The following is a 26,751-nucleotide window of genomic DNA, read 5'->3' on the forward strand; positions in this document are numbered from 1 at the left end:
GCGTTTTCATTTCTGGCAGGTTTGACCCATGTCTTTGCCCCCCGGATTTCTGGATGAACTGCGCACGCGCCTCAGCCTGTCTCAGGTTGTTGGGCGTAAGGTCATGTGGGACCAGCGCAAATCCAATCAGGGCAAGGGGGATATGTGGGCGCCTTGCCCATTTCATCACGAAAAGACCGCCTCGTTCCACGTCGATGACCAAAAGGGATTCTATTATTGCTTTGGCTGCCACGCCAAAGGGGACGCGATCAGTTTTGTGAAAGAGACCGAGAATGTCTCTTTCATAGAAGCCGTGGAAATTCTGGCGCGCGAGGCCGGGATGCCGATGCCCGCGCGTGATCCCAAGGCGCAGGAAAAGCAGGACCGCCGTTCACAGCTGGCCGAGGTGATGGAACAGGCTGTGCAGTTCTTTCGTTTGCAACTCAAGACTGGGGCAGGGGCGGCGGCACGTGATTATTTGACACTTCGCGGTCTTGACGCGAAGGCGCTGGACCGTTGGGAAATCGGTTTCGCACCCGAGGGCTGGCAGACTCTGTGGGATCATCTAACCGGTAAGAATGTCTCCGAGGACCTGATCCTTGGGGCCGGGCTGGCGAAACCTTCGAACAAGGGCAAAAAGCCCTATGACACATTCCGCAACCGCATCATGTACCCGATCCGCGACCCGCGCGGGCGGTGCATTGCGTTTGGTGGCCGGGCGATGGATCCCAATGACAACGCCAAATACCTGAACTCGCCCGAGACCGAACTGTTCGACAAAGGCCGCAGCCTCTACAACCATGGCCCCGCACGACAGGCGGCAGGCAAGGGGCAGCCTTTGGTTGTGGCCGAGGGCTATATGGACGTGATCGCTTTGGCTGAGGCCGGGTTTGGCGCGTCGGTTGCGCCATTGGGGACTGCGATTACCGAGCATCAGTTGCAACTACTTTGGCGCATCTCTGACGAGCCGATCATCGCTCTGGACGGCGATACGGCAGGGCTGCGCGCGGCGATGCGAGCGGTCGATTTGGCACTGCCGTTGCTGGAAGCGGGCAAATCCTTGCGTTTTGCCCTGATGCCCGAAGGCAAGGATCCCGACGATCTGTTGCGCGCCGAAGGTTCGGGGGCGGTGCAGGATGTGCTGAATGCTGCAATCCCGATGGTCAAACTGCTCTGGCAACGCGAGACGGAAGGCAAGGTCTTTGACAGCCCCGAACGCAAAGCGGCGCTGGATAAATCCCTGCGAGAGAAGATCAAGCTGATCCGCGACCCCTCGATCCGATCGCACTACGGGCAGGAAATTAAGGACCTGCGCTGGCAATTGTTTCGCCCACAGCGACAATCGCAAAATCGTCCGTGGCAACCGCGCGGAAAATGGCAGCCGCAGGCACAGCCTGCCACGCCAGGCGCACGGGCGTCATTTCTGGCCTCGGCTGAGAATGCGGATATTCAACTGCGCGAAGCGGCAATTCTCGCGATTGCCATCCTGAATCCACAAGTTGTCGTGCAATTCGAAACTCAGCTGGAAGAAATGGATTGCCACGACCCTGATCATGCGGCCTTGCGGGGAGCAATCCTGCGCCATGCCATCGACGATCCGGACAATCTGCAGGATCACATCATGCAAACTTTGGGACCGGAACCCCTTGAAAACCTGCTGGCCCTTCGCCATGTCGCAGTGATCCCCTGTGTGTACAAACCGGGCGACGTTGAAAAGGCCGAGATGACGCTGGCCGAGGAACTCGCAAAGATCAAAGCGCTCCGGGGGTTGGATGCTGAGATTGCCGAAGCGGCAGAGGAATTGTCTGATCTGGCCGATGAGGCGCTGACATATCGGCTGGCGCAAGCCGCCGAAGAGCGCAACCGTACAAGCCGCAGCCAGAACGAAGACAGGGCCGTTTTCGACATCGCCGACAATGGTGCGCGAATCAACCGCGATGAGAAAGACGCGTTTGAGGCCATCACGTCTGGCATCAAATTCGAACGGAAACATCGATGAAGTGGTGTTTTCGTAAGGCACTGGAAAAGAAAAACGGGTAAACGGGTGGCCGAATCACTTCTACGCGCTAATGATTCGGTTCAAACGAATCACCCATCCCTGCAGGAGCATTGAATGGCCGCCAAGGATACGAACGAAGACCGCAAATCCGACGAGCAGGAACAGGAAATCTCGCTGGACATGAGCCAGGCCCAGGTCAAGAAGATGATCGCCGAGGCTCGCGAGAAAGGTTACATCACCTACGACCAGCTCAATCAGGTTCTGCCGCCTGATCAGGTCAGCTCGGAACAGATCGAAGATGTTATGTCGATGCTGTCCGAGATGGGCATCAACATCATCGAAGATGAAGAAGCCGAAGAAGAAGAAAACAAAGGCTCGACCGAACTGGTCACGACCGAAGGTCCGCGCGAGGTTGCGCTGGCTGGTGCCGCAACCGAAAAGCTGGATCGCACCGATGACCCCGTACGCATGTATCTGCGCGAGATGGGTTCAGTCGAACTGCTGAGCCGCGAGGGCGAGATTGCTATCGCCAAGCGGATTGAAGCCGGTCGGAACACCATGATCGCTGGTCTGTGCGAAAGCCCGCTGACCTTCCAGGCGATCACCATCTGGCATGACGAACTTTTGTCCGAAGACATTCTGCTGCGGGACGTCATCGATCTGGAAACCACTTTCGGCAACCAGATGGATGAAGACGGCGAGGTTGAAGAGCCGGTTGTCGATACCTCATCGGTGCAGGCGGCCAAGCCTGCCAAGGATGAGGGGCCGGAGCTTGACGCTGACGGCAACCCGATTGCCAATGATGATGACGATGATGACGACGATCAGGCCAACATGTCCCTGGCCGCGATGGAAGCAGCGCTGAAGGATCAGGTGCTGACCACGCTGGAACGCATCTCGACCGACTTCGCAATGCTGTCCGAAATGCAGGACAGCCGGATTTCTGCGACGCTGAACGAGGATGGCACTTTCAGCGCGAAGGACGAAGAAACCTATCAGAAGCTGCGCGCTGAGATTGTTGAACTGGTGAACGGTCTTCACCTGCACAACAACCGGATCGAAGCTCTGATTGACCAGCTCTATGGCATCAACCGGCGCATTATGTCACTGGACAGCTCGATGGTGAAACTGGCTGACCAGGCTCGCATCAACCGTCGCGAGTTCATCGATGCGTATCGTGGGCGCGAGCTTGATCCGAACTGGTTGGCTGAAATGGCTGAGAAGCCGGGCCGGGGCTGGCAGATGTTCATCGAACGCTCGACCGAAAAGGTTGAGGAACTGCGCAACGACATGGCTCAGGTTGGCCAATATGTTGGTCTCGATATCCCTGAATTCCGCCGCATCGTGCAGCAGGTTCAGAAGGGTGAGAAAGAGGCGCGGCAAGCCAAGAAGGAAATGGTCGAGGCCAACCTGCGTCTGGTGATCTCGATTGCCAAAAAGTACACAAACCGCGGCCTGCAATTCCTTGATCTTATTCAGGAAGGTAACATCGGCCTGATGAAGGCGGTGGACAAGTTCGAATACCGCCGGGGCTATAAGTTCTCGACCTATGCGACCTGGTGGATCCGTCAGGCGATCACGCGTTCGATCGCGGATCAGGCGCGCACGATCCGTATCCCGGTGCATATGATCGAAACGATCAACAAGCTGGTCCGGACAGGTCGTCAGATGCTGCACGAAATCGGCCGCGAGCCAACGCCGGAAGAACTGGCCGAAAAGCTGCAAATGCCGCTTGAGAAAGTTCGTAAGGTGATGAAAATCGCCAAAGAGCCGATCAGCCTTGAGACGCCCATCGGCGACGAGGAAGACAGCCAGCTGGGCGATTTCATCGAAGACAAGAATGCCGTGCTGCCGCTGGACAGCGCCATTCAGGAAAACCTCAAGGAGACCACCACACGGGTTCTGGCCTCTCTCACCCCGCGTGAGGAACGGGTTCTGCGGATGCGCTTTGGCATCGGCATGAACACCGACCACACGCTAGAAGAAGTCGGTCAGCAGTTCAGCGTGACGCGCGAACGTATCCGCCAGATAGAGGCGAAGGCGCTGCGTAAGCTGAAACACCCGAGTAGGTCACGCAAATTGCGGTCCTTCCTGGATCAGTAAATCGAAAGGCGCCTCATCCCGAGGCGCTTTTTTCTTTCGCCCGCTCACAATGACTGAACTTCAAATCAAATTGGCGGGAATTCGCAAGGAGTCCGGCGATGCCATCTTTATATCGCCGCTGTCCACTCATGGACAGGCCGGGGCGAGGTGATTGGGCTGATGACCCCCGGCCACGTTGTAGCTTCATGAAAGCGGATGAGAGACACGTTTGCGAAAAGCAGTCGGGGCCTGACCCGTCCAACGTTTGAAGGCGGTGGAAAACGCAGCCTGATCGGAATAACCGAGCGAATACGAGATTTCGGACAGATGCATACCGTTCTTGATGAAGGTCTGCGCCAGGTCACATCGTAAATCTTCAACGATCTCACGATATGAGGTGCCTTCATCAGCTAGGCGGCGAGCCAGTGTTCGAGGGCTTAGGCCGAGCTGGGAGGCGGCGTCGTCCACCTGTACGATTCCCCCCGGCATCGCATCTGTGATCAACCCTTCGATCTGTGCTCGGGTTTTCTGTCTTGGCGACTGTCTTTCGGCCAGCAGGCGTTCGCCAAATTCAACCAAATGCGCGCGCAGGCTAGGGTCGTAAGTTGGGATCGGTGTTTCCAGCGAGGGCAGCGACAGGATGATTTCCAAGCGTTCGGCCCCGAAGGTAACTGGGAAACCTCCGATTTTCTGGTAGGTGGCTTGGTGTTGCCCAACTGTGTGCTGAAACCGTATCTCAATCGGATTCAGATTCAACTGAGTCAACGCCCGCATCCGGGCGATCGCGCCAAACAGCAGGAACTCGGTCCGCCGATGATAGCGGGAAAAGCTCGGGTCTTTCCAATCGGCCTCAAGCGAGGCAGCGTTACCTGAAAGGCGCAGATTGAAGGCCAGGGCCGGGTCGATAATGCCATGAAACCGCGCCGTATTCTCGATCACCTGCTTCAGATCACGAGAGTACTTGCTGATATAGGCCGTAATGCTGGAAGAAGAACTGAATTCCAGACCCGCCCGTGCCCCAAAGGTGATATCGCCAAGTGCATCGCAGGCGTGTCGGACAAACAGCGCTTCTTTGTGGGCGCTGTACCTTTTGGCAGGCGGTTCAATATCGCTGCGGGTCAATGCGCAGTCACTCAGGACCTGTTCCACCACGGTCGCGCTTGCGTGATCCTCAAGGGTCCGTGTCAGCAATTGAATGCGTGAAATGTCGACGTCCATCACCCAGCCCAAAAAACGCGTTACTGTAATACCGTTACCCTAGCGGCAAACCGTGGCAATGCGCCAGCCTCGGTGCTGATACCCAGGAATTGACCGCAACTCACAAAGATATGGCAGAAATGACCATGTCCGTAGCCTTGGCCAATAGCTACATGACCGGTGTTGTCGGGTCAGCGCCTTTTGGGGAAAAGGTCAGAGCCTGAGCGAGCGGTCCACCAAGCCGTTTCAACGGGTTCCCCGGCACGCCCCTCTCATTCTTCTGGTCAGTCATGTCGCATTGCTGCGGCGCATTCGACGTGACAGCTTCACGGGGAACCTTTTGTTATTTCTTGATCTCTCGTGGCTGATGATCTTTCCATCGATACAGATTTGATCGTCTTCGACGGTGAATGCGTGCTGTGTTCAGGGTTTATTCACTTCATGTTGCGCCATGATCGAGATCAGAAATTTCTATTTGCAACTGCGCAGTCACCGCTTGGGCAGCAGCTTTATGCTCTCCTGAACCTGCCGACAGACGAATTTGAAACCAATTTGGTGATCGTCAAAGGAAAGGTGCACCAAAATCTCGACGCATTTGCCGCTGCGGTGCGTGCACTAAATGGTCCGTGGCGGGTATTGTCCTTGTGTCGATACCTGCCGAGGTTTCTGAAGAACCCGCTGTACCGGATGATTGCCCGTAACCGATATGCGCTATTTGGGCGGCGGGATGGGTGCCTGGTTCCTGATCCTTCTCTCAGATCGCGGTTTGCTCAAGATGGATTCTGATCGTGATCCATTCCTGCAGGCGCTGGGTATAGATGAATCTGTGCCTGGATTGGTCAGGGATTTGCACAGCGGGGAAGGTCGCTACTCTGGTCGATGCAGCATTCAGCGTGGCCGAGGCGTTTTGGTCGCTCTGGCACTTCGCATCGGGCGATTTCCACCTGCGGGCGAAGATTTGCCGGTCACCCTTACGATCCGAAAGTCCGGCGCATATTGGCAATGGGAACGGGATTTCGCAGGCCACAAAACGCGTTCACGGATCACTTTTGATTCGCTGTGTGGCATGGTGCGGGAACAGATCGGCGGGCTGACAATATGGTTGCAGCCGGTGAGAACTGATAAGGGGCTGACCATTGAGATCCGCCGCCTCGCTTTGTTTGGCATTCCGTGTCCGGGGTTTCTTTTGCCACGTTCCGGATCGACCGAGGCTGAGGACGTACAATTGAGGTTTCGCTTTGACATTTCGGCGACAGCACCGGGATTGGGGCACTTGATCCGCTATGAGGGATGGTTGGCGCCTGTTCACGAACAAGGCGGGTCAAACTGACATGATCGTTAGTTCGCTGTGCTGACGATGTCCGCGCGCTAGTCTATATTTAACATGGAAACAGGAAGATGGTTACGATGAAACAGACAATACTCTGCGCATTTGCAGCACTGCTTATGACCAGTTCTGCGGGCGTCGTCGATGCCGCGCCGAACGGTTATCGGACGGAACCGATGAGCGGCACGGATTTTGAGGTCATTCCAAGGACGCGTCAGGATATCGATGGATATTGGTGCGCCGCCGCCGATTTTGCCCGCCGGAAATTGGGTGCCGGGTGGCAGCAACAAATCTACGTTCTGCGCGGCTATGGCCCCAGCGTGACAACGGGACGCCGGACGGCGGTACAGTTCACGCTGAAGCAACCTGCCAATGTCCCACAGAAAGGCAGCTTTTCGGTCTCGGTCGGGTTCCAACCGGGTGACAGCATGTCGGTGCAGGGCGCATATGCACGGTGCGGCGTCCGTCCGTTTATCAATTGACCTGCGATGCAGACAGAATTTTCAATCCAGACACAGGGCGCGGGGCTTTATGAGTTCACCGCCCCTGTGCGCAGTTGGCTGAGGCCGGCTTCGGGCGGTTTGTTGACGCTGTTCGTGCGGCACACGTCTTGTTCGCTGCTAATTCAGGAAAACGCCGACCCCGAGGTGCAGACTGATTTGCGCGCCTTCTTTGATCGGCTGGTGCCGCAATCGGATCATCCCTCAATGGCTTATCTGCGTCACACCTATGAGGGGCCGGACGACATGCCAGCCCATATCAAGGCCGCGATGATGCCTGTATCGCTGTCGATACCGGTGTCAGATGGGGTACCTGCGCTGGGCACATGGCAGGGGATATATCTGTTTGAACACCGCAACGCGCCGCATGAAAGAAAGGTCGCTGCGCATTTTGGGTGACGCTTTATATTGGGGTGGAAAATTCCGACTACCCAAACCCTAGAGGCTGTCCTATAGTTGTGGATAAGTAAGCCGCAGCGCTTACAAAAAGTGGCCAGCTAGGGACGAGGAGACGGCGGATGCGCTGCCCGTTTTGCGGAAATATCGATACTCAGGTCAAAGATTCACGCCCGGCAGAGGATCACGTCGCGATCCGTAGACGGCGGTTCTGCCCGGCCTGCGGCGGACGGTTCACCACCTATGAACGCGTGCAACTGCGTGATCTGGTCGTCATCAAAACCAACGGTAAGCGCGAAGACTTCGACCGCGACAAGCTGGAACGCTCGATCCGTATTTCGATGCAGAAGCGGCCCATTGATCCCGATCGGATTGATCAGATGATCTCCGGCATCGTGCGCCGTCTTGAAAGCATGGGGGAAACCGATATCCCTTCGAACAAAATCGGTGAAATTGTAATGGAAGCGCTGGCCCGGATTGATACGGTCGCATATGTTCGCTTTGCGAGTGTGTACAAGAATTTCCAGGCGGCCGATGATTTCGAGGAGTTTGTCCACGAGTTGCGCCCGCCGCAACCTTCGACGGACGAGTGAGCGAAACAGATAAGCGATACATGGCGCTGGCCCTGTCATTAGGGCGGCGCGGCCAAGGCACTTGCTGGCCGAACCCGTCCGTCGGGTGTGTCGTCGTGCGCGATGGACGCATCGTTGGTCGCGGCTGGACGCAGCCCGGGGGTCGTCCGCATGCAGAACCTATGGCTCTGACGCAGGCGGGTGAGGCCGCGCGAGGTGCCACCGCTTATGTCTCGCTTGAACCCTGTTCACACTTCGGAAAGACGCCGCCCTGTGCCGAGGCATTGATTGAGGCCGGTGTTGCCCGTGTGGTTTCGGCGATCGAAGACAGCGATCCTCGGGTCGCTGGGCAAGGGTTTGCCATGTTGCGCGAGGCCGGGATTGAGGTCACCACCGGCGTTCTGGCGGAACAGGCGGCCCGCGATCACGCAGGGTTTTTTCTGAAAACCGAGCAAGGCCGCCCGTTTGTGACTTTGAAAATGGCCAGCAGCTTCGATGGACGGATTGCCACGGAAACCGGGCACAGTCAGTGGATCACAGGTCTAAATGCTCGCCGCGCGGTGCATGCGATGCGTGCGCGCCACGATGCGGTGATGGTTGGGGCAGGGACAGCGCGCGCCGATGACCCGTCGCTGACGGTTCGTGATCTGGGCGTGCAGCATCAGCCGGTGCGCGTGGTGGTCTCGCGCCATCTGGATTTGCCCTTGATGGGGCAACTTGCGCGAACCGCGTCCGATATCCCTGTCTGGCTCTGTCACGGCCCCCACCCAGACCCCGAGCGTACGCGTGCGTGGGAGGGGTTGGGTGCCCGTTTGATCCCTTGTGCGCTGGATGGTCATCACGTGGATGCGGCTGATCTGTTGCAGCAGCTTGGGCAGGCCGGATTGACGCGTGTCTTTTGCGAAGGCGGATCAGCATTGGCTGCATCTTTGCTAAAGGGCGATCTGGTCGATGAGTTGGTCGGTTTTACAGCGGGGCTGACCATCGGGGCCGAAGGTCTGTCCGCGATCGGGGCTCTGAGGCTTGATACTCTGGATACTGCCCCCCGATTTGATCTGATCAAAACACAGGTCGTAGGCGGCGATATCCTACATCGCTGGGCGCGCGTGACGCACTAGCCTTTAGCGCCACCAATGCGCATGCGTTGCCAGCGCGCCCTGAAATTTGGACAAGATGCGATTTACGGGTCCGGTAGGGGATGGCGTACCCTGCGCAAGCCGTTCGACCGCGATTTCGACGGGGCAGGTCTGTCCCGTCACCGGATCGAGATAGCGGGGGTAGTCAATCAGCGTTGCGTGCACCAATCCCATCAACGAAGGCCGCGCGCCACGTCGCGCAGGCACCGCCCCCAGATCACTCGTCAGCCCCCAACCGGCATAGAACGGCGCACCGAGAGTGGTGACCCGGACGCCACGCAGCAAAGCCTCGAACCCCAGCAGAGAGGTCATAGTCCAGACCTCATCCACCTGTCCAAGCAGGGTGGCAGGATCGGTGCCTTCTACATTGACATCGGCCAGATCAGTTTCGATCTTGCCGTCGCGCAGACCAGCTTCGACATCCGGGTGCGGTTTATAGATCAACACAGCGTCGGGATTGGCCTCGCGTGCCGCTCGCAGCAGGTCCAGATTGGTGCGGATATTGCTTGTTCCCATTCGGATCGAGGCGTCATCTTCAACCTGACCTGGCACTAGAACGCGACGCCCCTTCGGTAGGTCCGGGGCGGGGTGGCCGATGTTGTACTTGCTTAGGCCCTCGGTCAGCAGCTGGGCTGTCAGCCGCTCGGCGCGGAGCCTCTGATCAGGGCGCAAGGTTTCGCGCGTGGTGATCCATTCCTCCAGGCGGCTGGGATGCGTTGGATCGTAGTAGATGCCGATATCATCGGTCACCAGCGACAGCGGTGGAACCAGCTCCGCGCCCAACCCGCGGGATCGTAAAAAGCCATCCTCAATCCGGGTTGCATTCAGCGTCTCACCGGCTCGGCTGGCCCAGACCATATGGGGTTGTTTGGTGTTCTCTGGCTGCTCGGCCACGAAACGCACCTTATGGTGCTGGCCGAAAATGCGTTGCAGGTGGCGGCGTTTCCATACCCGCATCCCGGAGGCGGTCCAGCCTTTGTGGTCCTGCCGCCAGGCCCGGGTTTGCGCCTCAAGCGTATCGAGCACGCATTCCAATTCGCACAGGCGATCATGGTAGGGATCATACCAACGCGGATATAAGATCATCGCAGCTGCAAAAAGCTGCGCCCGCGTAAGATTCCGTTGGCGACGGAGCAGGGGGGCATCATCCTGCGTCAGCCCCCACCCAGCGTAGAATGGTTGCCCGAACACGCGAGGTTTGTGCCCGGCCAATATCGCCTCAAATCCCATCTGCGAGGACAGCGTGTAAACCCCGATGGCCCCTTCAAGCAGCGACCATGGACTGATGGGGCTGTTGAGGATCGATATTCTGTCACTCAGATCCTGATCGGAAAAGTATCCCTTGCGGTGGCCTGCCGTGGTTTCAGGATGGCTTTTGATGAGGATGCGCGCACCGGGGTTTTCCTCTTGCGCGATGACCAGCATCTCGCGGAACCGTGCATAGTCGCCGTTGCTTGCGGTGACGGCAGCATCTCCCTGCGTCTGGTCGATCACTAGAACGTAGCCAGGATCGGGAGGCGTCAGATCAAGGTCAAAGGCCGAGTATTTGCTCAGATGCAGCTCTCGGATGCGCGCGATTGCGCCTCGCGCGCGATCCAGCAGGGCGGTGTCATCCAGCGGATGCGTGGCTAACAGAGTTTCCAGATCCGAAGGCACACTCGGATCAAAATGCAGACCCGATCGATCCAACAACAGACCCATGGGTGCCTCACCGCTTCGTCCAGGGTGCAGAGACCGCAGGAACGCGTCTTCGACCCTCACGACGGGCAGATCGCGTTTCTGCGCGATACCCATTCCCCGATGGGCTGTCGGGCTGTTGCCCCAGACCCCGACCAGATCGTCTGGCTGTGGCAGACCAAGCCGGATGTCATACCCGGCCAGAGACAATATACGACGCAGCCGCGACTGTGTCAGGAACCCACCGTTGTAAACAAAAAGCCGGGAGCGTTCGCCCCCGGCCGTGTTCTCCGGTTCAGAGAGCATTCATCAGTTACCCGTAAGCGTCGCCACATTCGCAAATGGCGTCAGACCTCCAGCAATCAGCGAGACAGATTTGCTCCACTGTGCATATGGGGCCTCGGTGACGTATATCGTGTCATCGTCTCGGATCACGAAATCGCGGGCGATGAACAGGCCATTGGGCGCGGTCAGGTTCAGCAAATAGATCATGCGCTGATCACCCTGTAGCTCGGGACGTCCCATGACATTGCGCGCCACATCCTGCCGTTCCTCACGCAGAACAAAAATACCTGTCGGGTCTGAGGATAGCGGCTGTAAGCCTCCGACCTGAGCCAGCGCCTCAAGGGCGGATAGGTCCTGACTTTCAAAGGCCACGCGGGATTGTCCTCCGGTCGAGCCCAGCGCGATGTATGAGCGGCTGTCCTGTTCGACCAGAATGCGATCGCCGCCGCGCAAGGCGATATCGGTTTCCGGGTTGCGGAACAGATCGTCGTACCAGATGGTTCCTCTTTGCTTGCCCCTGATCACAGTGACCAATGCGATATCGGATGCAACTGCCACCCCGCCTGCTTGCGCGAGCATGGTCGACAACGAGCCAGTCGGTCGCTCAATCGGATAGATTCCCGGCGCGCCGATAGTTCCGGTCAGAGAAACGGTCGACCCATCACCCGGAGTGCGCGACACTTGGACCTGCGGATCCGGAGTCTGTTCTTCCAGCTTCGAGGAAATCAGTGTGCGGAGCTGCTCGGGCGTATTGCCCGCCGCACGCAGCCGCCCGGCATAAGGGACAAATATGTAACCTTCGCTGTCGACCTGCACCTGATCCAGAACGGTGGCGCCACCGGCTGCGGAACTTAGCAACCCATCCTCGACATTTTCCCAGATGCTGAGACTCAGAATATCGCCGGGGCGTACGGTATCGGATGCGACGCTTTGCGCGCTGCGGAAGGATTTCGAAAACCCGTATTGCGGAATCACCGATGTGGCCCGCGCAACACGGTCGTCGACCTCAACCACAAAGGCGTTACCCCCGTTTTCGACCGACCCGGCTAGAATTTCGTTTTTGTTCGGTCCGGATTTGGGAAGCTGGCATGCTGCCAGCAGGCCAAGGGTCGCCACAAGGGAAACCCCCCGGATCCATCGGGTAGGAAAGCGCTGCACTGCCGATTTACCTCAATCGTCTTTGTTTTGGGAAGGTTACCCGCATCGCTTCGAAACATCCAGCAGCAGGTTGCCCGCGATCATTCAACAACGCGCAACTGTGGCGTTGTGGCCTCTTTATCGGAGAGCAACCCTTGATAGGGGTCCTGAGCCGATAGCATAATGTCAGCCGCCCGCCGCAGCAATTGACGACGCCCTTGGCGAGAATAGAACCCCCCGGGGACTTGGCAGGTTTCCAGAAGAAATTGGCGATAGGCCCGATAGGCCTTGCCGCCCGGGGCATCTGGCTGGGCAAAGAATGCCTCAATCGATTGCCGAGATACGAATTCGGGCTTGTCATAAACCGACTGCCCAAAAATCCGCAAAGGAATGCCGCGCCACAGAACCTGCTGACCTGCCGTCGAATTCACCGTCACGGCGGATTTTGCATCGTCTAGCAACCTGGCCAGCTTACCACCGGGCACATAGTGAATTCGGTTTGTGATGCCGTGCTGCGCTGCAAGCTGGCGCGCCCGCAGCCGCAGCGGCTCACGGTGGTTCTCAAGTGGATGTTCCTTGATAACGAGGTGGTGATGCGCCGGGGCGCCTTTGGCGAATCCGGCGATCACCAATTCGAGAAACTCGGACATACAGGAAAAATCCGAGTGGTATTGCACCGAACTGTCATGGCCCAATTGAAGCAACACAAGATGGTATGGAAAACCGCTCCACCTGACCTGTGCTGTGGCCCAACCCCGCTGTAGCCTGTGAATGGGCATCAGACTCAGACGTTTGAAGTACAAACGAAACTCTTTCGAAACCGGCAGCTCTCGATGTGGTCGGAATTTCTGATATCTGCGGTTCAGAAACAGCACAAACCAGTGATAGAGCGCACCGTAAAAGATGTGCTGGCGCATATCCCCCCAATGGGAAGGCGGTGGGGGCGCATGCCCTTCGGACTGTTCCAGCGCCGTCTGCATCTGCGCCACATCCAGTTCCATCAGGCGTGAGTTTCCGTTCGACCCGTTTCGTTCATAGGTCACCCACCAAGGGCGCAGGTAGCCTTCTTCAAACACATGAACAGTGGTCCCGCGTGCTTTGGCAATCTCAACTGCGCGTGCATGCACGGGCCGGGTGTCGCCATAGAGCACGATATCGGTCACATCATAGTGGGTGAGCAATTCGCTTAAGGTCTCCGGCCAATCATCTGGCGCGCCGCGATATGGAATGTAACTGGATTTGTCGCCCCAGAAAGCCTGATCGCCCGCGTTGAATCCGACCCGCCAGACCTGAGCACCCGCAGCCCGCAGCATCCGACCAAGCGCGTTAAAGAACGGACCATGCGGTCCTTGTAGAAACAGGAACACACGCCGGTTAGGGCTGTTGGCCAAAGGGATCATGCGGTCTGCTCGTGTGGTGACTTTTGGTGCGTTTGTATAAAATTATGCCTCTTTGTCGTTTTCACGGCAAGGCAGGGCTTGCCGGTAGAGCTGCGTGCCTTTACCTCGGCTATTGAAGCTAGGTTCAGAGGGTTAATGACATGTTCACAGGGATCGTCACCGATATTGGCACTGTTACCGAACTGGACCAGCAGGGAGACCTGCGGGCACGGATCAAGACAAGCTATGAAACGGCGGGCATTGATATTGGCGCTTCAATCGCAAGTGATGGCGTCTGCCTAACCGTCATCGCGTTGGGCGATGATTGGTATGATGTGCAGATCAGCGCTGAGACGGTTTCGAAAACCAATCTGGACAGTTGGCAGGTGGGCAAGCGCGTCAATCTGGAACGTGCCTTGAAGGTTGGGGATGAATTGGGAGGGCACATCGTCTCGGGCCACGTGGATGGCGTGGCTGAGGTGGTCTCTGTGATAGACGAGGGTGATAGCACGCGGGTGACATTGCGGGCGCCGGCCAATCTGGCCCGGTTTATCGCTCCGAAAGGGTCCGTCGCGCTGAACGGTACATCGCTGACGGTTAATGATGTGGACGGGTGCGACTTTGGTATCAACTTCATCCCTCACACCAAAGAGGTCACCACATGGGGTGACGTCTCGGTTGGTGATCGCGTGAACCTTGAGATCGATACCCTGGCCCGATACGTCGCGCGACTGGCCGAGATGTCCTGACCTTCAGGTGGAAGGTCCAAATTTGGCCGTCAGCCTCCTGGACAGCCACCAGAAGCATGAAGCCAGCAGGATTGAGACATACCCGTCGATGGCGTAGTGCCAGGCGAGGTGAACCGAGCCTAGTAAGATGATGAAGGCAAACACCGACAGCGCCCAGCCGAGCCAACGCGAATAGGTGAAGCCGTAGAACGCCAGCAGCACGGTAGAGGCAACATGCATGCTGGGCATCGCCGAGATTCCGCCTGCTAGCCCATTATTCCGATAACCATCCAACAGCATTTCATGCACATTCAGCGCCCAGACCGGGCTGATTTCGTGTGATTTGCGTAACAACTCCATCTGCGGAACGAAGTCAGAGCCAAGATTGAAGGGTTCGTAGTAAACGGGACCAACCGAGGCAAAGATGGTTGCAATCACATTGCCGCCTACAAACCAGCACAGTGCAAACGCTACCAGAAAAACGGTGCTGCGGTTCGGGTCACTGCGGTCCAGACAGGCGACGCAAACCGCGATGTAAATCATGGGAAACCAGATGTGATAGGCACCATTTATCGCAGTGGTTGCGATCGGTGATCCCAAAATGGGCCATAGCAAGGTCCACGGATCGACGCCGCCGTGCAGAAACCGGTCCCATTGCACGAATTGCTCATCCCAGAGTGTCGGATTCACAGCATGTATTTCGTTCTTCAGAAAGGTATAGGTCAGGATAAGTGCGACGATGCTGAGAAAGCAGATAACCGCATCGGTCGCTTTTTCAACATCTGCCATCTTGGATCGCAGATCTTGCAACATCCATTGAATTGGCTTTTTGGGTCGCACGACGAACATGGCAACGCCAAGTCGCCAAAGAACGAAATTTGCGAACATGAAACCAAGAAGACGAACTGAGATGACAATCAGGGAAGAGGTCGAAAAATCCCAATATGACCGTCCTACATAGATGCTAACGGCAATGGCATAGACCATCTGCAGTGCAATGAGTGATAGCAGCAGCCTGTTTCGCCGAAGGGCGTTTACACGCACGAAATTCGCAGCGGGCAGATCAGCGGTCTTAGACACTGGGCTCAAATTCTCGTCTAGCTAGGACATTATACAATGACTGGGCCCAGGATATCAGGCGATCCAAGGGCCCAATTGGGGCAATTTGTGGACAAAGTTCACGCAACCGGCCTAAAGGTTCAGCTATTGGCAACAATGCGCAGAAAAGGCCAAAGTCAAAACTGGCGCATAGGATTGGTAAACTGAGTTGGCACCAGATTTCATCGCTGGCCCTATAGCGCTGGGCATATCAATCTATCTCGCAGTGCTTACAGGCTGGTCTTTGCGTCCACTCTGGTCTATCCCGCCATTCAAACCCGTTGTGCGAAAGGCTGCCCTATGAGTTTTGAAACCCCCGGACCGGTAGAGGCCCAATTGCGCGAGGCGATCAGTCCGATCGAGGAAATCATCGACGAGGCCCGAAAGGGCCGGATGTACATTCTTGTGGATCATGAGGACCGCGAGAATGAGGGTGATCTGGTGATCGCGGCTGAGTTCGCTGATGCAGAGGCGATCAATTTCATGGCGACCCATGGGCGCGGGTTGATCTGCCTGCCGATGACAGCGGAACGGATCGATAGCCTGGGCCTGCCGATGATGGCGGTGAACAACTCGTCGCGTCATGAGACAGCCTTCACCGTGTCGATAGAAGCGCGCGAGGGAGTTTCGACGGGAATATCGGCCGCTGATCGCGCACTAACGGTGGCGACCGCGATCAACGAGCAAAACACTATGGCTCACATAGCGACCCCAGGCCATGTCTTCCCCTTGCGCGCCAAAAGGGGCGGTGTATTGGTGCGTGCAGGGCATACCGAAGCCGCCGTTGATATCTCGCGTCTTGCCGGGCTGAACCCCTCGGGCGTGATCTGCGAGATCATGAAGCCCGATGGCACAATGGCGCGCCTGCCTGATCTGGTCGCCTTCGCCAAAGAGCATGACATGAAGATCGGCACGATCAGTGATCTGATCGCCTATCGCTCACGCAACGACAATCTGGTTGTGGAAACTTCGCGCGAGATGGTGACATCAGAATATGGTGGCGCGTGGGAGATGCGGATTTTCACCGACCAGACCCACGGTATCGAACACGTTGTCATGATCAAGGGCGACATCACAACGCCCGAGCCGGTCCTGACCCGGACCCACGCCCTGCATGAAGCGCCCGATATTCTGGGTCTTGGCCCGAAATCTTCACGAGAGCTGCCCCGCGCGATGGAAAAGATCGCCGAAGAGGGGCGCGGCGTCGTTTGCCTTTTCCGTCAGCCGCGAAATTCGCTGTATGCCGCAGACGACGAAGGCCCGCGCACGATCAAGCAAACCGGTCTGGGTGCGCAGATCCTGTCCAAGATGGGTATTCAGGAACTGGTGTTGCTGACAGACTCGCCTGAAACCGTGTATCTGGGGCTCGACGCGTTTGGACTGTCAATCGTCGGCACCCGCTCGATCCTCAAGGAAGACTGATAATGGCTGAAAAAGACAAACATGGCATTCTGCCGACTCCCAGCTTCGACAAGCCGGTGAAACTGCTGCTGGTGGTGGCTCCGTTCTACCGTGCCATCGCCGACAACATGGTCGCTGGTGCCAAGGCTGAGATCGAGGCCGCAGGCGGAACCTGCGACGTGGTCGAAGTGCCCGGTGCGCTGGAAATCCCGACCACAATCGCCATGGCCGACCGTCAGTGCAACTACGACGGCTATGTCGCGTTGGGCTGTGTCATTCGGGGCGAGACGACGCATTATGAAACCGTCTGCAACGACTCTAGCCGTGCAATCCAGTTGATGGGCCTGCAGGGCCTGCTGATCGGCAACGGCATCCTGACTGTCGAAAACGACGAACAGGCCGAGGTACGTGCAAACCCCGAAAAGATGAATAAAGGCGGTGGAGCGGCGGCTGCGGCCTTGCATCTGATCGCGCTCAGCCGTAAGTGGGGCTCTTCCAAAAAGGGCGTGGGCTTCAAGCCACCGTCCGAGTCCATCCTTGTGGCGGGCGACAGCAACGGACCCACGACAGCATGACCCAGACAGACGCGCCGAAACCGGCCAACCAGAAACGCCTGATGAAATCCGCCGCCCGGCTTTATGCCGTGCAGGCGCTGTTCCAGATGGAGCAGTCGGGCCAGACGACTGAACAGGTTGTGAATGAGTTTCTGGATCATCGGTTTGGCGCGGTCTACGAGGGGGATGAGATGCTGGATGGCGATATCAGTGTCTTCCGTAAGTTGGTGGATGACGCCGTGAACTATCAGGCCACTATCGACCAGATGACCGATCGTGCATTGGTCGCCAAATGGCCCATTGCGCGCATCGATCCGACCCTGCGCGCTGTGTTTCGCGCGGCCGGGGCTGAGTTGACCCAGAGCGACACGCCGCCAAAGGTCGTGATCACCGAATTCGTCGATGTCGCACGTGCGTTCTTCCCGGAAGGCAAAGAGCCCAAATTCGTGAACGCTGTGCTGGATCACATGGCGCGCGAGGCCCAGCCCGAGGCGTTCTGACGCCTTTACCGCGACCCAGCATGCGCTAGACTCACCATCACAGTGCAAGGAGGTTCGCCATGCCCAAACTGGTCCGTCTCTACATTACGCAAGTCGTCTGGGGCTTTGTGATCTCGGCCGTCTTTGTCGGGGTGCTGCTGGCGCTCAACGTGGCCAATCTACGGCATCTAATCACCAGTTCGGAAATTGGTCTGATCGCGTTGGTCATGATCTGGTTCATGAACGGGATCGTCTTTGCGGGTGTGCAGTTCGCCTATGCGATCATGAGCATGGCTGAGAAGCCGAACAAACCACGTGGTGGAACACCGATTGCTCATGGTTTGAAGCCTGCGCCGATCAAACAGGAAGTGCGCGTAGGGCGCTGATTTATTAGGTAAATATGTGGCGGGACCACCAGTCAACCGTGCGGTTTGATTCCCGAGGACCTGTATGTACAGGTGGGCGCCAGGTAATCAGGCCAGGACCTGAACAGAGCCAGCCCCCTCGGAATTGCTTAAGGCCACCAGAATGCTACCAGTCACAAGAAGGGCAGAACCCGCCACGGGCCTAAGTAGGGCCTGAAGCTGGTTCGCACAAGGGGTCAAGCATCAACAGTTTCGTGCAGAGCGGTGCGCATCTTGCCGAAATGTTCATCCCATCCGTCATCCAGCGAAAGGATCAGGCCAAAGGCGTCAGCCCCTTGAGGTAGGCCTTCGTGCAGCAGTCCAAGACGTGTGCCACCAGCGACGGGGTCCAGCGTCCACTTGACCACGCTTTCGGCGCCGCCCATTGGTTTTATGGTGAATGTATATTCAAGATATTCAGGACGTCTCGCTTCACGCACTTCACCCCAAATTAGAAGGTCGCCACTGGTCGTCCCGAACATCTCAAGCTTTTGTCCTGCGGCCAGGGGGCGTTCGGGTTTGTGAAACCACTCGGCCAGTCGGTCGGGATCGGTCAAATAGTCCCAAACGACTTCCGGTGTGGCGCGGAGAAAGATTGTTTTCTGCAAAACTGCGTCTGTCATTTCTTGTTCCCTTCGATAGCTTTTTTCAGATTGGCGAGGCGATCATCCCAGAACCGGTCGAAGTAACTGAGCCAGTCCAAAACCGGAGCCATCCCCTGTGGTTCAAGGCGATTGATGCGCTCGCGACCTCTGGCCTCAACCGTGATCAGACCGCCATCTGACAGGACCGTCAGGTGTTTCTTGACCGCCGCGCGGGTCATGTCGAAACGCTCGGTCAGTTGGGCAATCGTCATGTCTTGGGCGGCGAGCATTTGAATAATGTCCCGCCGGGTCGGGTCGGCGAGCGCCCGGAATGCGTTTTGAGTTTGTGAGTTCATGACAAATTTCACCAGATACCATTTGGTTTCACATTATTGCGATACCAAATGGTACCATGTCAAGCTGCTTGATTTTTGTTCATGAATTGTTCACATTCTCGGAATGACACTAATTATGCAGCCCGGACAAAAGCTGGCCCGTGGTGTTTCGCGTCACTTGTTGACCCACGGCTATGTTTCGATTGAAGAATTTGTCCCTACCCGAGGGCTGCGGGTCGATGTGATGGGGTTGGGCCCAAAGGGCGAGATATGGGTGGTCGAGTGTAAATCCAGCCGCGCCGATTATCAGTCGGATTCTAAATGGCAGGGCTATCTTGACTGGTGTGACCGATTCTTTTGGGCGGTTGATACGGATTTCCCGACCGAGCTTCTGCCTGCGGAAACAGGCTTGATCATCGCTGATGCCTATGATGCTGAAATCATCCGTATGGGGCCAGAAAGCAAGCTGGCCCCGGCGCGGCGCAAAAAGATGGTTCAGAAATTCGCGATGGATTCTGCACGTCGGTTGCAGGCCTTGCGCGACCCCAGGGTTTAGCTTTTGATGGCGCGCGCGGCTTGGGCTGCGGCGCGGATTTCCTCGGCGATTTCTTCGGCCTCTTCGGGGTCGAAATCCATTGGAATCTCAATTCCGGCACCTTCAACGAACAGCCGCACCATACCATGATCGGTGGGGCCGATCTGCAGGTTCGCTTCGATATCGCGTTCGGTATTGATGCTCATGTTCGCCTCCGGGAAATGCGCTTTGGTGCTAACGCGCGATGGGTTGAGAATCAAGCCGACTATGGGTTCAGATAGGGCATGGAGACGGCAACGCTCAGACCTTTCCGCGCCGAGGATGCGCCGTGGCTGGTAGAACAGCATGACGTGCTCTATTCCCGTGACGAAGGGTTTGATGACAGTTTCGGCCCACTGGTTGCCCGCATTCTGACGGAATTCATCGCGGATCATGATCCAACTTGCGAACAAGGCTGGATCGCCGAGTGCGACGGGGATCGTTTGGGTAGTATTTTCTGTGTCAGGCTGGATGATCAAACCGCCAAGCTGCGGTTGTTTCTGCTGCTGCCCGAGGCTCGTGGACAGGGGCTGGGCAAGCGGCTACTGACCGCCTGCATGGGTTTCGCCCGCGACGCAGGATATCGCCAGATGGTGCTGTGGACCCATGAGAGTCACGCCGCCGCTTGCGGGCTGTATCGTGCGTTTGGGTGGGAGCTTGTCGACAGCAAGCCGGTGCATTCCTTCGGTGTCGATCTGGTCGAACAAAGCTGGCGAATTCAGCTTTAATCCCCTTGCAATCCCCGTACGCCTTCGCTAAATCGCCCCTCACAAGTGCCGCCTTAGCTCAGTTGGTTAGAGCGCTGGATTGTGGATCCAGAGGTCCCCTGTTCAAGCCAGGGAGGCGGTACCATCTCCCAAAACCCAAGAACGGTTTGCCGGTTGCAGGTCTTTCTGTATACCCGGTACTTGGCGAAAGCTGCGTTCCGATGACATGAGCAAGATATGCCGGATAAGAAACCTGTAGACATCCGTAGAAATGCGAGACTGTCTGTTGCACCCATGATGGATTGGACCGACAAGAATTGCCGGTTTCTGCATCGTTTGCTGAGTTCTGAGACCTTGCTTTATACTGAAATGGTCACAGCGCCTGCTTTGGTGCGCGGCGGCGCGCTGCATCTGCTGGACTTTAATCCTCAGGAACACCCGGTTGCGTTGCAGCTAGGGGGTTCGGACCCGCAGGAATTGGCGCAGGCGGCCAAGCTGGGGGCTGAAGCCGGATATGACGAGATCAACTTGAACTGTGGGTGTCCGTCTGACCGTGTGCAATCAGGGACATTCGGTGCGGTATTGATGCGCGCACCCGAAAAAGTCGCGGAGTGCGTTGCGGCGATGCGCGAGGCGGTGAAGGTCGAAGTCACGGTGAAATGCCGTATCGGTGTTGACGAACAGGAACCTTCAGAAGTGCTACCTGCATTCCTCGACCAGATTCGCAAGGCCGGTTGTCGGCGGGTGACGATCCATGCGCGCAAAGCTTGGTTGCAGGGGTTAAGTCCCAAGGAAAACAGAGATATTCCGCCACTGGATTATGATCTGGTGCATCGGATGAAGGCTGATTTTTCGGACATGCACATCTCGATCAATGGTGGCATTACGTCGCTTGCTCAGGCGCAACAGCATCTGGAGGCTGGGCTTGATGGTGTCATGATCGGTCGTGCCGCCTATCACCAACCGACAGATATTCTGGCGGCTGCGGACCCGTTGATCTTTGGAACGGGCAGTGTCGCGGATCCCATTGAAGTGGTGCAAAATATGCTGCCCTATGTCGAGGCGCATCTTGTCGACGGTGGTCGATTGCACCAGATCACGCGGCATATGCTGGGCCTGTTCGCGGGGCGTCCCGGTGCGCGGGGATGGCGGCGGATGCTCTCCGAAGGTGCTGTGCGCGAGAATGCCGGCCCAGAAGTGATCCTGCAGGCTCTGGACTCTGTCGCAGCGCTATCGCAGGTGGAACAGGTAGGCTAAGACGGCTTCGAGCCGCTATGGGGGAATGATGCCCGAGACGATGTTGCTGGCCCAGATGCTGGGCCTTTTGCTTGTGATCGGCGCTTTGGCCGGGGTGTTGGCTGGGCTTTTGGGCGTTGGCGGTGGAATCGTTCTGGTGCCCGCGTTTTTCTATGCGTTTCAGACACTTGGATATGGCGGGCCTCAGCTGATGCAGCTATGCCTCGCAACTTCGCTGGCCACGATCATTGTAACGTCGATCCGATCGGTTCTTAGCCATAACAAGAAAGGCGCGGTGGATTGGGGCATCCTGCGCGGCTGGGGGCCAGGCATAGCGGTGGGTGCGGTGATCGGTGTTCTGGTGGCTTCAGCTCTGAGGACAGAGTTTTTGCAGGCGCTGTTCGGCATGCTTGGAATGGTTATCGGCATCTATCTTGGATTGGGTAAATCCGAGTGGCGGTTGGGGGATGCGATGCCCAAAGGATTGCGCCGCGCCGCGCTTTCCCCTTCGGTAGGGTTTCTGTCGGTACTGATGGGAATTGGCGGGGGCAGTTTCGGCGTTCCATTGATGAGCCTTTATAACACCCCGATCCACCGGGCGGTTGCGACCGCAGCGGGCTTTGGCGTGATCATCGCTGTCCCGTCGGTGCTGGGTTTTTTATTTCTCAACATCGCTCCGGAGCATCGCCCGCCGCTGACCATTGGCGCGGTCAATCTGGTGGCTTTCGGTATCGTCGTTGCGATGACTATGATCACCGCCCCGTGGGGCGTTAAGCTGGCGCATGCGATGGATCCGAAGCCGCTCAGGCGGGTCTTCGCGGTATTCCTTACCCTGGTTGCTCTGAATATGCTGAGAAAGGCGTTGGGGTGGTAGCGTCGTTTTACGAGCTAGGTTGGGTAAAGTTTCCTTATGATGGAGCGTTGGCGGATTGGGTGGCGCACGCTCTTCCCACTGCGCGTGCGTCCGTCAGCGATCCAGCTCATGCAGCTTGGCACGATTGCGATGGCACGTGGTTCATTGGCGTTGATGCACTGGACAATGATGCGCAGGGCAGGGTGGCGGGTTCGCCTGCACTGGCGGGCGCGGCCATCGAACTGGCACACCAGCAGTTTGGATCGATCGATCTGCACAAAGGGCAGGTCTCGGTGATCTATCCGGGATATCCGCGTCCCCGACGTGGCGAAAGCGAGGCGGCGGCGCGGTATCGAGCGCGTCGGGATGCGGCGCATGTGGATGGGCTGAAGCCAACTGGCCCTGATCGACGACGGCGGGTGGATGAACCTCATGCCTGGATATTGGGTATCCCACTTACCGAGGCCAGTGTGGACGCAGCACCAATGGTGCTGTGGGAGGGAAGCCACAAAATCCTCGGCGATGCTTTTCGGGCCGCGATGAAGAAGGTGCCGCGGCATGAATTGAGCGAGGCCGATATCACAGATGTCTATCAGGCGGCGCGTCGCGAAGTGTTCGAGACATGTCCGCGCCTCGAGTTACCGGCGCGTCCGGGCGAAGCCTATCTGTTGCACCGCCACTGTCTGCATGGGGTTGCACCCTGGGGTCCGAATGCCAGCGCTGGACCGGATGGACGGATGATCGCCTATTTCCGCCCTCAGTTGCCTGATGGTGTAGCGCAATGGCTCGAATCCCCGTAACCTCCTGCCATTGTTTAGCTTTGGAGAGTTGGTTCGATGATTACGGTTCACACGAATGCAGATGGTGCCCTTATTGAGGTCGAGCTTTCGGGCGAGGTCACTAGCGCAGATTACGCGAGCACGCTTGTTCCCGCTATTGAGGCCGCATTGGAAGAGCACGACGCCATACGACTGCTGGCGATCATTGGGTCCGAGTTCAAAGGATACGATCTGGGCGCCGCATGGTCCGATACCAAGTTGGGGCTCAGCCATTGGCGCGGATTCGACCGGATTGGCGTTGTGGCGGACCAGGGATGGGTGCAAACAAGCGTCCGCCTGGCTGCCCCGATCCTGCCTTGCCCGGTGCACGTTTTTGGAATGGATGAGGTGGAGGAAGCGCGTCGCTGGATGCGCGAATCTCTCGGGGCGATCCACGTGACGGATCTGGGCGGACCTTGCGTGCAGATCCGCCTGATGGGCAAACTGGATTCACAGGAATACGGTCAGGCTCAAACCGATCTTGATGCGCTGTTGCGCGAACGTGACGGGTTTCGCCTGTTGATCGATCTGCGCGAGTTCGATGGTTGGCAGGGTCTGACTGCAATGGCAGCCCATTTCAGACTGGCGGCTGGTCATATTGGGATGCTGGATCGTGCAGCGATTGTCGGTGACAAGACATGGCAAAAAATGGCGCAACGCATGGCCAGCCATGTTCTGGGAACGCGGACCCAGTATTTCCCGGCTGAGGAATACGAGAATGCAAAAACCTGGCTTGCGACTGGCTAGATGCTCTAAAAATGGTTCAGAAACAATGCCTTGTAATCATAGGCATTGTTCTTTTTTGCGTTGACGTTACGGAATGCAACTTTAAGTTAGCGCTATTATTGACTGGTTGGTCAAATAACTTAAAAAGTCCTTACCTGTCCCGGATTTAGAGGGAGAGGCAACAAGCTGTTTCGCGTCGCTGTGGGCCACCACTCACTCAAACACAGCTTCCGGACTCTTCCCCCCTCGGTGTTCGGAACGGTCCCGCAGTGGCGCGTCGTTTATTACATATTGGAAGAGCAATGATTTTTCGCTCAGTACTAAAACGCATTCTTTCGAAGGACACTCCCGAACAGGTTGAAAGCTACGAGTTGGAAGTTGAGTTGCGCCCGCGACCTGCCAAGACGACAACCCAGAACGAGCTGGTTAAACTGTTCGGTTCTGAGTTGCGGGATCACGAATCTCTGAGTGATCTTAAGCCTACGCGGAGACCAAAATACTAGGCTTGCGGATCAGGACCCATGCAGCCGGGCGGCACGGCCACCACGGCGCTTTGCCAGACGGGGTTTGCGTTCCGGCAGATCCTGCATGATTTCGGCCCGTTCGGTGCTGTCCATCTTTGACCAGCGCGTGATCTCGTCAATGGTGCGGTAGCAGCCGGTGCAGATACGTTCGGTCGGGTGAACGACGCAGATTTGGATGCAAGGGCTTTCGACCTCGTCCCGTTTCCAAACCATATTCGTCATGGGCGTTTTCCGATCCGTCAAAGAAAGCGCAGTCTGTCCAGCGCGCCTTGCAGAATATAACCTGCTGCGACGTGATCAATAACCTGTCCGCGACGTTTTCGTGTCGTATCCGCCTCAAGCAGTGCTTTTTCTGCCGCAACGGTACTTAGTCGTTCGTCCCAGAAACCGATGGGCAGATCGGTCAAACGGGTCATGTTTCGTGCGAAGGCGCGGGTTGACTGGCAGCGCGGCCCTTCGCTGCCATCCATGTTGCGCGGCAGTCCGAGGATAATGCCGCCGATCTCACGCTCGGTCACAATCTCGATCAAACGCGCGGAATCCAGTGTGAATTTCTTGCGTCGTACCGTCTCAAGCGGGGTGGCCACGCCGCGCATCCGGTCCGAGACGGAAACGCCGATGGTCTTTTCTCCCAGATCCAGCCCCATCAGGGCTGACATTGGGGGCAGGGATGCTGCGAAGTCTTCGAACGCGTCGTGGATCATTGAGCGATTCCGGCCTGCAGCGCGGCAGCGTCGATCATCTCCAACGCTTCAGCGTTACCCGCAAATACTTCCTTGGCTTCGTTCCTGATTTTGATGGCGCGTTGGCCTTCGCCCAGCACGCCCAAGGCGGCAATCAGGCGTGCCCACTCCTCGGGTGTCCCGCCCTCGGTCGCAAGGCGGTCCGAAAGGCCATCGACCATGCCGCGGATCATTTCTTGTCGTTCTTCTGGCGACATCTCGGCAGCGGCATTTACATCGTCCTGGCTAGGGCCGGATGCAGCAGAAAAGTCGGGTGTGTTAAACACGCCTGCGCGGAATGCCAATTCATCGATCTGTGACCGGATGGCATTCGCCCATGGGGCGCCAGCCGGGGCGTCGTTAAGGGTTTCGACCCAAACGCGATAGGCCATATCAGGCCGCCCGGTCTGTGCCAGCATCTGCCCCCAATAATACCGGGCAGGACCCAAGCGCTGATTGCGCTCAAGCGCCTGTCGCAAGGCGGCTTCCGCTTCTGGTGAGACATAGCCGCCAGCGGCCAAAATCATCATCTCCGCCTGATCCGAATAGGCCTGAGCCGAAGCGTCATCACCCGACAGTTCGATCACACGGGTTTGTGCCTCATACCCTGCTTTGAAGTTCCCCGCGTTGGTTTCATGCTGTGCCAGCAGGGTATGGCCTTGCAGATCATCGGGGCGTTCGGCCACAGTTTCGCGCAGCCGGTTCAGCAAAGTTGCATAGCTTTCGTCCAGCGGAGGCGTCTGGAGCGGTGTGGCAATGCCCTCGGCCTCAGCCTGGCTGGGTCGATTTTCGCGCAGGTCTTCTGCCATTTCCAGACGAACTGAAAGGGGCATGTCAGGGAAACCGGCAGCACCCAACTGACGATACATCGCCAACCCGCCACCAACCAGAACGGCGGCCATGGCGAGGAACGCTATTATGGTAACCAAGCGTGATGGCCCGGCGCCTTTGTCTTCATTGCGCATCTGCGCGTCTGCGGCCAGGATACGGCGCGAGATTTCCGTGCGTACACGCTCGGCATCAGCTTTCGCGATCACGCCGCGCGCCAAGTCTTTGTCGACGCCTGCTAGCTGTTCACGATAGACTCGCAGATCATAAGCAGCTGTCGGGCCGGTGCCGCGACGACCGCGCAGCATCGTGTAACCCAGGAAAATCGCGATCAGCAGCGCGATCAAAAAGATGAGAACCCAGAACGGCATGGTCCCTCCAAAATGGTTGCCCTGACTTAGACCTGTCGGCGCATGGAAAAAAGGGACAAATAGCCGCGAAGGGCGCTCATGTCGCAATAGTGCATTATTGCGGCGTTGCGCGGCAGGGTTAAAATGTACGGGCACGGCATACC

General features: G+C 57.4%; 30 protein-coding genes and 1 tRNA gene. 20 read left to right on the plus strand and 11 right to left on the minus strand.

The features are described 5' to 3' along the window. Positions 1–28: 28 nt before the first annotated feature. Both dnaG and rpoD read left to right on the plus strand, forming a co-directional pair. On the plus strand, positions 29–1,978 hold the full coding sequence (gene dnaG, locus ACR0DK_RS08955; RefSeq protein ID WP_480735804.1) for a DNA primase: 1,950 nt from the start codon (positions 29–31) through the stop codon (positions 1,976–1,978). 114 nt (positions 1,979–2,092) lie between these two features. Further along, entirely contained in the window at positions 2,093–4,081 is a 1,989-nt protein-coding gene (rpoD, locus tag ACR0DK_RS08960) for an RNA polymerase sigma factor RpoD (protein ID WP_170396291.1), read from the plus strand. Between the two features lie 183 nt (positions 4,082–4,264). Here the strand turns inward: rpoD and ACR0DK_RS08965 are convergent, their stop codons facing one another. Further along, the gene (locus tag ACR0DK_RS08965; protein WP_170396293.1) at positions 4,265–5,278 is read right to left on the minus strand and encodes a helix-turn-helix domain-containing protein; all 1,014 of its coding nucleotides are present in this window, start codon (positions 5,276–5,278) and stop codon (positions 4,265–4,267) included. Positions 5,279–5,617: 339 nt separating this feature from the next. On the opposite strand from ACR0DK_RS08965, the gene ACR0DK_RS08970 reads away from it, so the two are divergent. From ACR0DK_RS08970 to ribD, 6 genes are all read left to right on the plus strand, one after another. Beyond that, complete coding sequence (locus ACR0DK_RS08970; protein WP_480735806.1) at positions 5,618–6,043, plus strand: thiol-disulfide oxidoreductase DCC family protein; 426 nt, start codon at positions 5,618–5,620, stop codon at positions 6,041–6,043. Then, complete coding sequence (locus ACR0DK_RS08975) at positions 6,033–6,587, plus strand: DUF4166 domain-containing protein (RefSeq protein WP_480735808.1); 555 nt, start codon at positions 6,033–6,035, stop codon at positions 6,585–6,587. Before ACR0DK_RS08970 ends, ACR0DK_RS08975 begins: the two co-directional genes overlap by 11 nt. A 77-nt stretch (positions 6,588–6,664) precedes the next feature. Then, entirely contained in the window at positions 6,665–7,066 is a 402-nt protein-coding gene (locus tag ACR0DK_RS08980) for a hypothetical protein (RefSeq protein ID WP_480735810.1), read from the plus strand. A 6-nt stretch (positions 7,067–7,072) separates the two neighbouring features. Further along, the gene (locus ACR0DK_RS08985; RefSeq protein ID WP_480735812.1) at positions 7,073–7,483 is read left to right on the plus strand and encodes a secondary thiamine-phosphate synthase enzyme YjbQ; all 411 of its coding nucleotides are present in this window, start codon (positions 7,073–7,075) and stop codon (positions 7,481–7,483) included. 119 nt (positions 7,484–7,602) lie between these two features. Then, positions 7,603–8,073: a transcriptional regulator NrdR gene (gene nrdR, locus ACR0DK_RS08990; protein WP_039534475.1), complete on the plus strand. Its 471-nt coding sequence runs from the start codon at positions 7,603–7,605 to the stop codon at positions 8,071–8,073. After that, the gene (ribD, locus tag ACR0DK_RS08995; RefSeq protein WP_480735813.1) at positions 8,070–9,170 is read left to right on the plus strand and encodes a bifunctional diaminohydroxyphosphoribosylaminopyrimidine deaminase/5-amino-6-(5-phosphoribosylamino)uracil reductase RibD; all 1,101 of its coding nucleotides are present in this window, start codon (positions 8,070–8,072) and stop codon (positions 9,168–9,170) included. The genes nrdR and ribD overlap by 4 nt, the downstream gene beginning before the upstream one ends. 3 nt (positions 9,171–9,173) lie before the next feature. Here ribD and ACR0DK_RS09000 read toward each other — a convergent pair whose 3' ends face one another. The 3 genes from ACR0DK_RS09000 to ACR0DK_RS09010 form a co-directional block, all read right to left on the minus strand. Continuing rightward, complete coding sequence (locus ACR0DK_RS09000; RefSeq protein WP_480735815.1) at positions 9,174–11,171, minus strand: capsular polysaccharide biosynthesis protein; 1,998 nt, start codon at positions 11,169–11,171, stop codon at positions 9,174–9,176. A 3-nt stretch (positions 11,172–11,174) separates the two neighbouring features. Then, the gene (locus tag ACR0DK_RS09005; RefSeq protein WP_170396306.1) at positions 11,175–12,308 is read right to left on the minus strand and encodes a polysaccharide biosynthesis/export family protein; all 1,134 of its coding nucleotides are present in this window, start codon (positions 12,306–12,308) and stop codon (positions 11,175–11,177) included. A gap of 80 nt (positions 12,309–12,388) precedes the next feature. After that, entirely contained in the window at positions 12,389–13,687 is a 1,299-nt protein-coding gene (locus ACR0DK_RS09010) for a capsule biosynthesis protein (RefSeq protein ID WP_480735817.1), read from the minus strand. A gap of 140 nt (positions 13,688–13,827) precedes the next feature. Here ACR0DK_RS09010 and ACR0DK_RS09015 point away from each other — a divergent pair, with 140 nt between their 5' ends. Continuing rightward, positions 13,828–14,415 (plus strand): riboflavin synthase, encoded by a 588-nt coding sequence (locus ACR0DK_RS09015; protein ID WP_170396310.1) that lies wholly within the window; start codon positions 13,828–13,830, stop codon positions 14,413–14,415. Positions 14,416–14,418: 3 nt separating this feature from the next. On the opposite strand, the gene ACR0DK_RS09020 is transcribed toward ACR0DK_RS09015, so the two are convergent. Then, positions 14,419–15,474 carry a phosphatase PAP2 family protein gene (locus ACR0DK_RS09020; RefSeq protein WP_480735819.1) on the minus strand — a complete coding sequence of 352 codons (1,056 nt, stop codon included), beginning with the start codon at positions 15,472–15,474 and terminating at the stop codon, positions 14,419–14,421. 318 nt (positions 15,475–15,792) lie between these two features. Here ACR0DK_RS09020 and ribB point away from each other — a divergent pair, with 318 nt between their 5' ends. From ribB to ACR0DK_RS09040, 4 genes are read left to right on the plus strand one after another with little or no spacing between them, the layout of a single operon-like run. Next, a complete protein-coding gene (gene ribB / locus ACR0DK_RS09025) occupies positions 15,793–16,914 on the plus strand; it encodes a 3,4-dihydroxy-2-butanone-4-phosphate synthase (RefSeq protein ID WP_170626626.1) in 1,122 nt (373 codons plus the stop codon). A 2-nt stretch (positions 16,915–16,916) separates the two neighbouring features. Then, a complete protein-coding gene (locus tag ACR0DK_RS09030; protein WP_170396313.1) occupies positions 16,917–17,468 on the plus strand; it encodes a 6,7-dimethyl-8-ribityllumazine synthase in 552 nt (183 codons plus the stop codon). Continuing rightward, complete coding sequence (gene nusB / locus ACR0DK_RS09035; RefSeq protein ID WP_170396315.1) at positions 17,465–17,947, plus strand: transcription antitermination factor NusB; 483 nt, start codon at positions 17,465–17,467, stop codon at positions 17,945–17,947. The genes ACR0DK_RS09030 and nusB overlap by 4 nt, the downstream gene beginning before the upstream one ends. 59 nt (positions 17,948–18,006) lie before the next feature. Beyond that, positions 18,007–18,312: a hypothetical protein gene (locus ACR0DK_RS09040; protein WP_480735822.1), complete on the plus strand. Its 306-nt coding sequence runs from the start codon at positions 18,007–18,009 to the stop codon at positions 18,310–18,312. A 215-nt stretch (positions 18,313–18,527) separates the two neighbouring features. On the opposite strand, the gene ACR0DK_RS09045 is transcribed toward ACR0DK_RS09040, so the two are convergent. Together ACR0DK_RS09045 and ACR0DK_RS09050 are read right to left on the minus strand one after the other, a co-directional pair. Further along, positions 18,528–18,953 carry an SRPBCC family protein gene (locus tag ACR0DK_RS09045; RefSeq protein WP_170585376.1) on the minus strand — a complete coding sequence of 142 codons (426 nt, stop codon included), beginning with the start codon at positions 18,951–18,953 and terminating at the stop codon, positions 18,528–18,530. Then, positions 18,950–19,270 carry an ArsR/SmtB family transcription factor gene (locus tag ACR0DK_RS09050; RefSeq protein WP_480735825.1) on the minus strand — a complete coding sequence of 107 codons (321 nt, stop codon included), beginning with the start codon at positions 19,268–19,270 and terminating at the stop codon, positions 18,950–18,952. Before ACR0DK_RS09050 ends, ACR0DK_RS09045 begins: the two co-directional genes overlap by 4 nt. Before the next feature lie 103 nt (positions 19,271–19,373). Between ACR0DK_RS09050 and ACR0DK_RS09055 the strand changes: the two genes are divergently transcribed. Continuing rightward, on the plus strand, positions 19,374–19,805 hold the full coding sequence (locus ACR0DK_RS09055; RefSeq protein ID WP_170396323.1) for an MmcB family DNA repair protein: 432 nt from the start codon (positions 19,374–19,376) through the stop codon (positions 19,803–19,805). Here ACR0DK_RS09055 and ACR0DK_RS09060 read toward each other — a convergent pair. After that, positions 19,802–19,990 carry a DUF6324 family protein gene (locus tag ACR0DK_RS09060; protein ID WP_480735826.1) on the minus strand — a complete coding sequence of 63 codons (189 nt, stop codon included), beginning with the start codon at positions 19,988–19,990 and terminating at the stop codon, positions 19,802–19,804. The two genes, ACR0DK_RS09055 and ACR0DK_RS09060, sit on opposite strands and share 4 nt — an antisense overlap. 78 nt (positions 19,991–20,068) lie before the next feature. Between ACR0DK_RS09060 and ACR0DK_RS09065 the strand changes: the two genes are divergently transcribed. From ACR0DK_RS09065 to ACR0DK_RS09090, 6 genes are all read left to right on the plus strand, one after another. Continuing rightward, complete coding sequence (locus ACR0DK_RS09065; RefSeq protein ID WP_170597945.1) at positions 20,069–20,551, plus strand: GNAT family N-acetyltransferase; 483 nt, start codon at positions 20,069–20,071, stop codon at positions 20,549–20,551. 47 nt (positions 20,552–20,598) lie between these two features. Next, positions 20,599–20,675: transfer RNA gene (locus tag ACR0DK_RS09070), tRNA-His, on the plus strand. Positions 20,676–20,767: 92 nt separating this feature from the next. Further along, a complete protein-coding gene (gene dusA, locus ACR0DK_RS09075) occupies positions 20,768–21,787 on the plus strand; it encodes a tRNA dihydrouridine(20/20a) synthase DusA (RefSeq protein ID WP_480589953.1) in 1,020 nt (339 codons plus the stop codon). A 28-nt stretch (positions 21,788–21,815) separates the two neighbouring features. Then, complete coding sequence (locus ACR0DK_RS09080; protein WP_170511906.1) at positions 21,816–22,640, plus strand: sulfite exporter TauE/SafE family protein; 825 nt, start codon at positions 21,816–21,818, stop codon at positions 22,638–22,640. Beyond that, positions 22,634–23,419: a hypothetical protein gene (locus tag ACR0DK_RS09085; RefSeq protein ID WP_170565823.1), complete on the plus strand. Its 786-nt coding sequence runs from the start codon at positions 22,634–22,636 to the stop codon at positions 23,417–23,419. Before ACR0DK_RS09080 ends, ACR0DK_RS09085 begins: the two co-directional genes overlap by 7 nt. Before the next feature lie 36 nt (positions 23,420–23,455). Next, on the plus strand, positions 23,456–24,184 hold the full coding sequence (locus ACR0DK_RS09090; RefSeq protein WP_480735828.1) for a SpoIIAA family protein: 729 nt from the start codon (positions 23,456–23,458) through the stop codon (positions 24,182–24,184). 491 nt (positions 24,185–24,675) lie between these two features. Here the strand turns inward: ACR0DK_RS09090 and ACR0DK_RS09095 are convergent, their stop codons facing one another. Genes ACR0DK_RS09095 through ccmI form a run of 3 tightly spaced genes read right to left on the minus strand, consistent with a single transcriptional unit; the run spans position 24,676 to position 26,608 of the window. Beyond that, the gene (locus tag ACR0DK_RS09095; protein ID WP_170663723.1) at positions 24,676–24,909 is read right to left on the minus strand and encodes a DUF1289 domain-containing protein; all 234 of its coding nucleotides are present in this window, start codon (positions 24,907–24,909) and stop codon (positions 24,676–24,678) included. A gap of 17 nt (positions 24,910–24,926) precedes the next feature. Next, a complete protein-coding gene (ruvX, locus tag ACR0DK_RS09100; RefSeq protein ID WP_170403288.1) occupies positions 24,927–25,391 on the minus strand; it encodes a Holliday junction resolvase RuvX in 465 nt (154 codons plus the stop codon). After that, entirely contained in the window at positions 25,388–26,608 is a 1,221-nt protein-coding gene (gene ccmI, locus ACR0DK_RS09105) for a c-type cytochrome biogenesis protein CcmI (RefSeq protein WP_480735831.1), read from the minus strand. The genes ruvX and ccmI overlap by 4 nt, the downstream gene beginning before the upstream one ends. Between the last annotated feature and the right edge of the window lie 143 nt (positions 26,609–26,751).

This window comes from Ruegeria sp. CE6, from assembly GCF_056537485.1.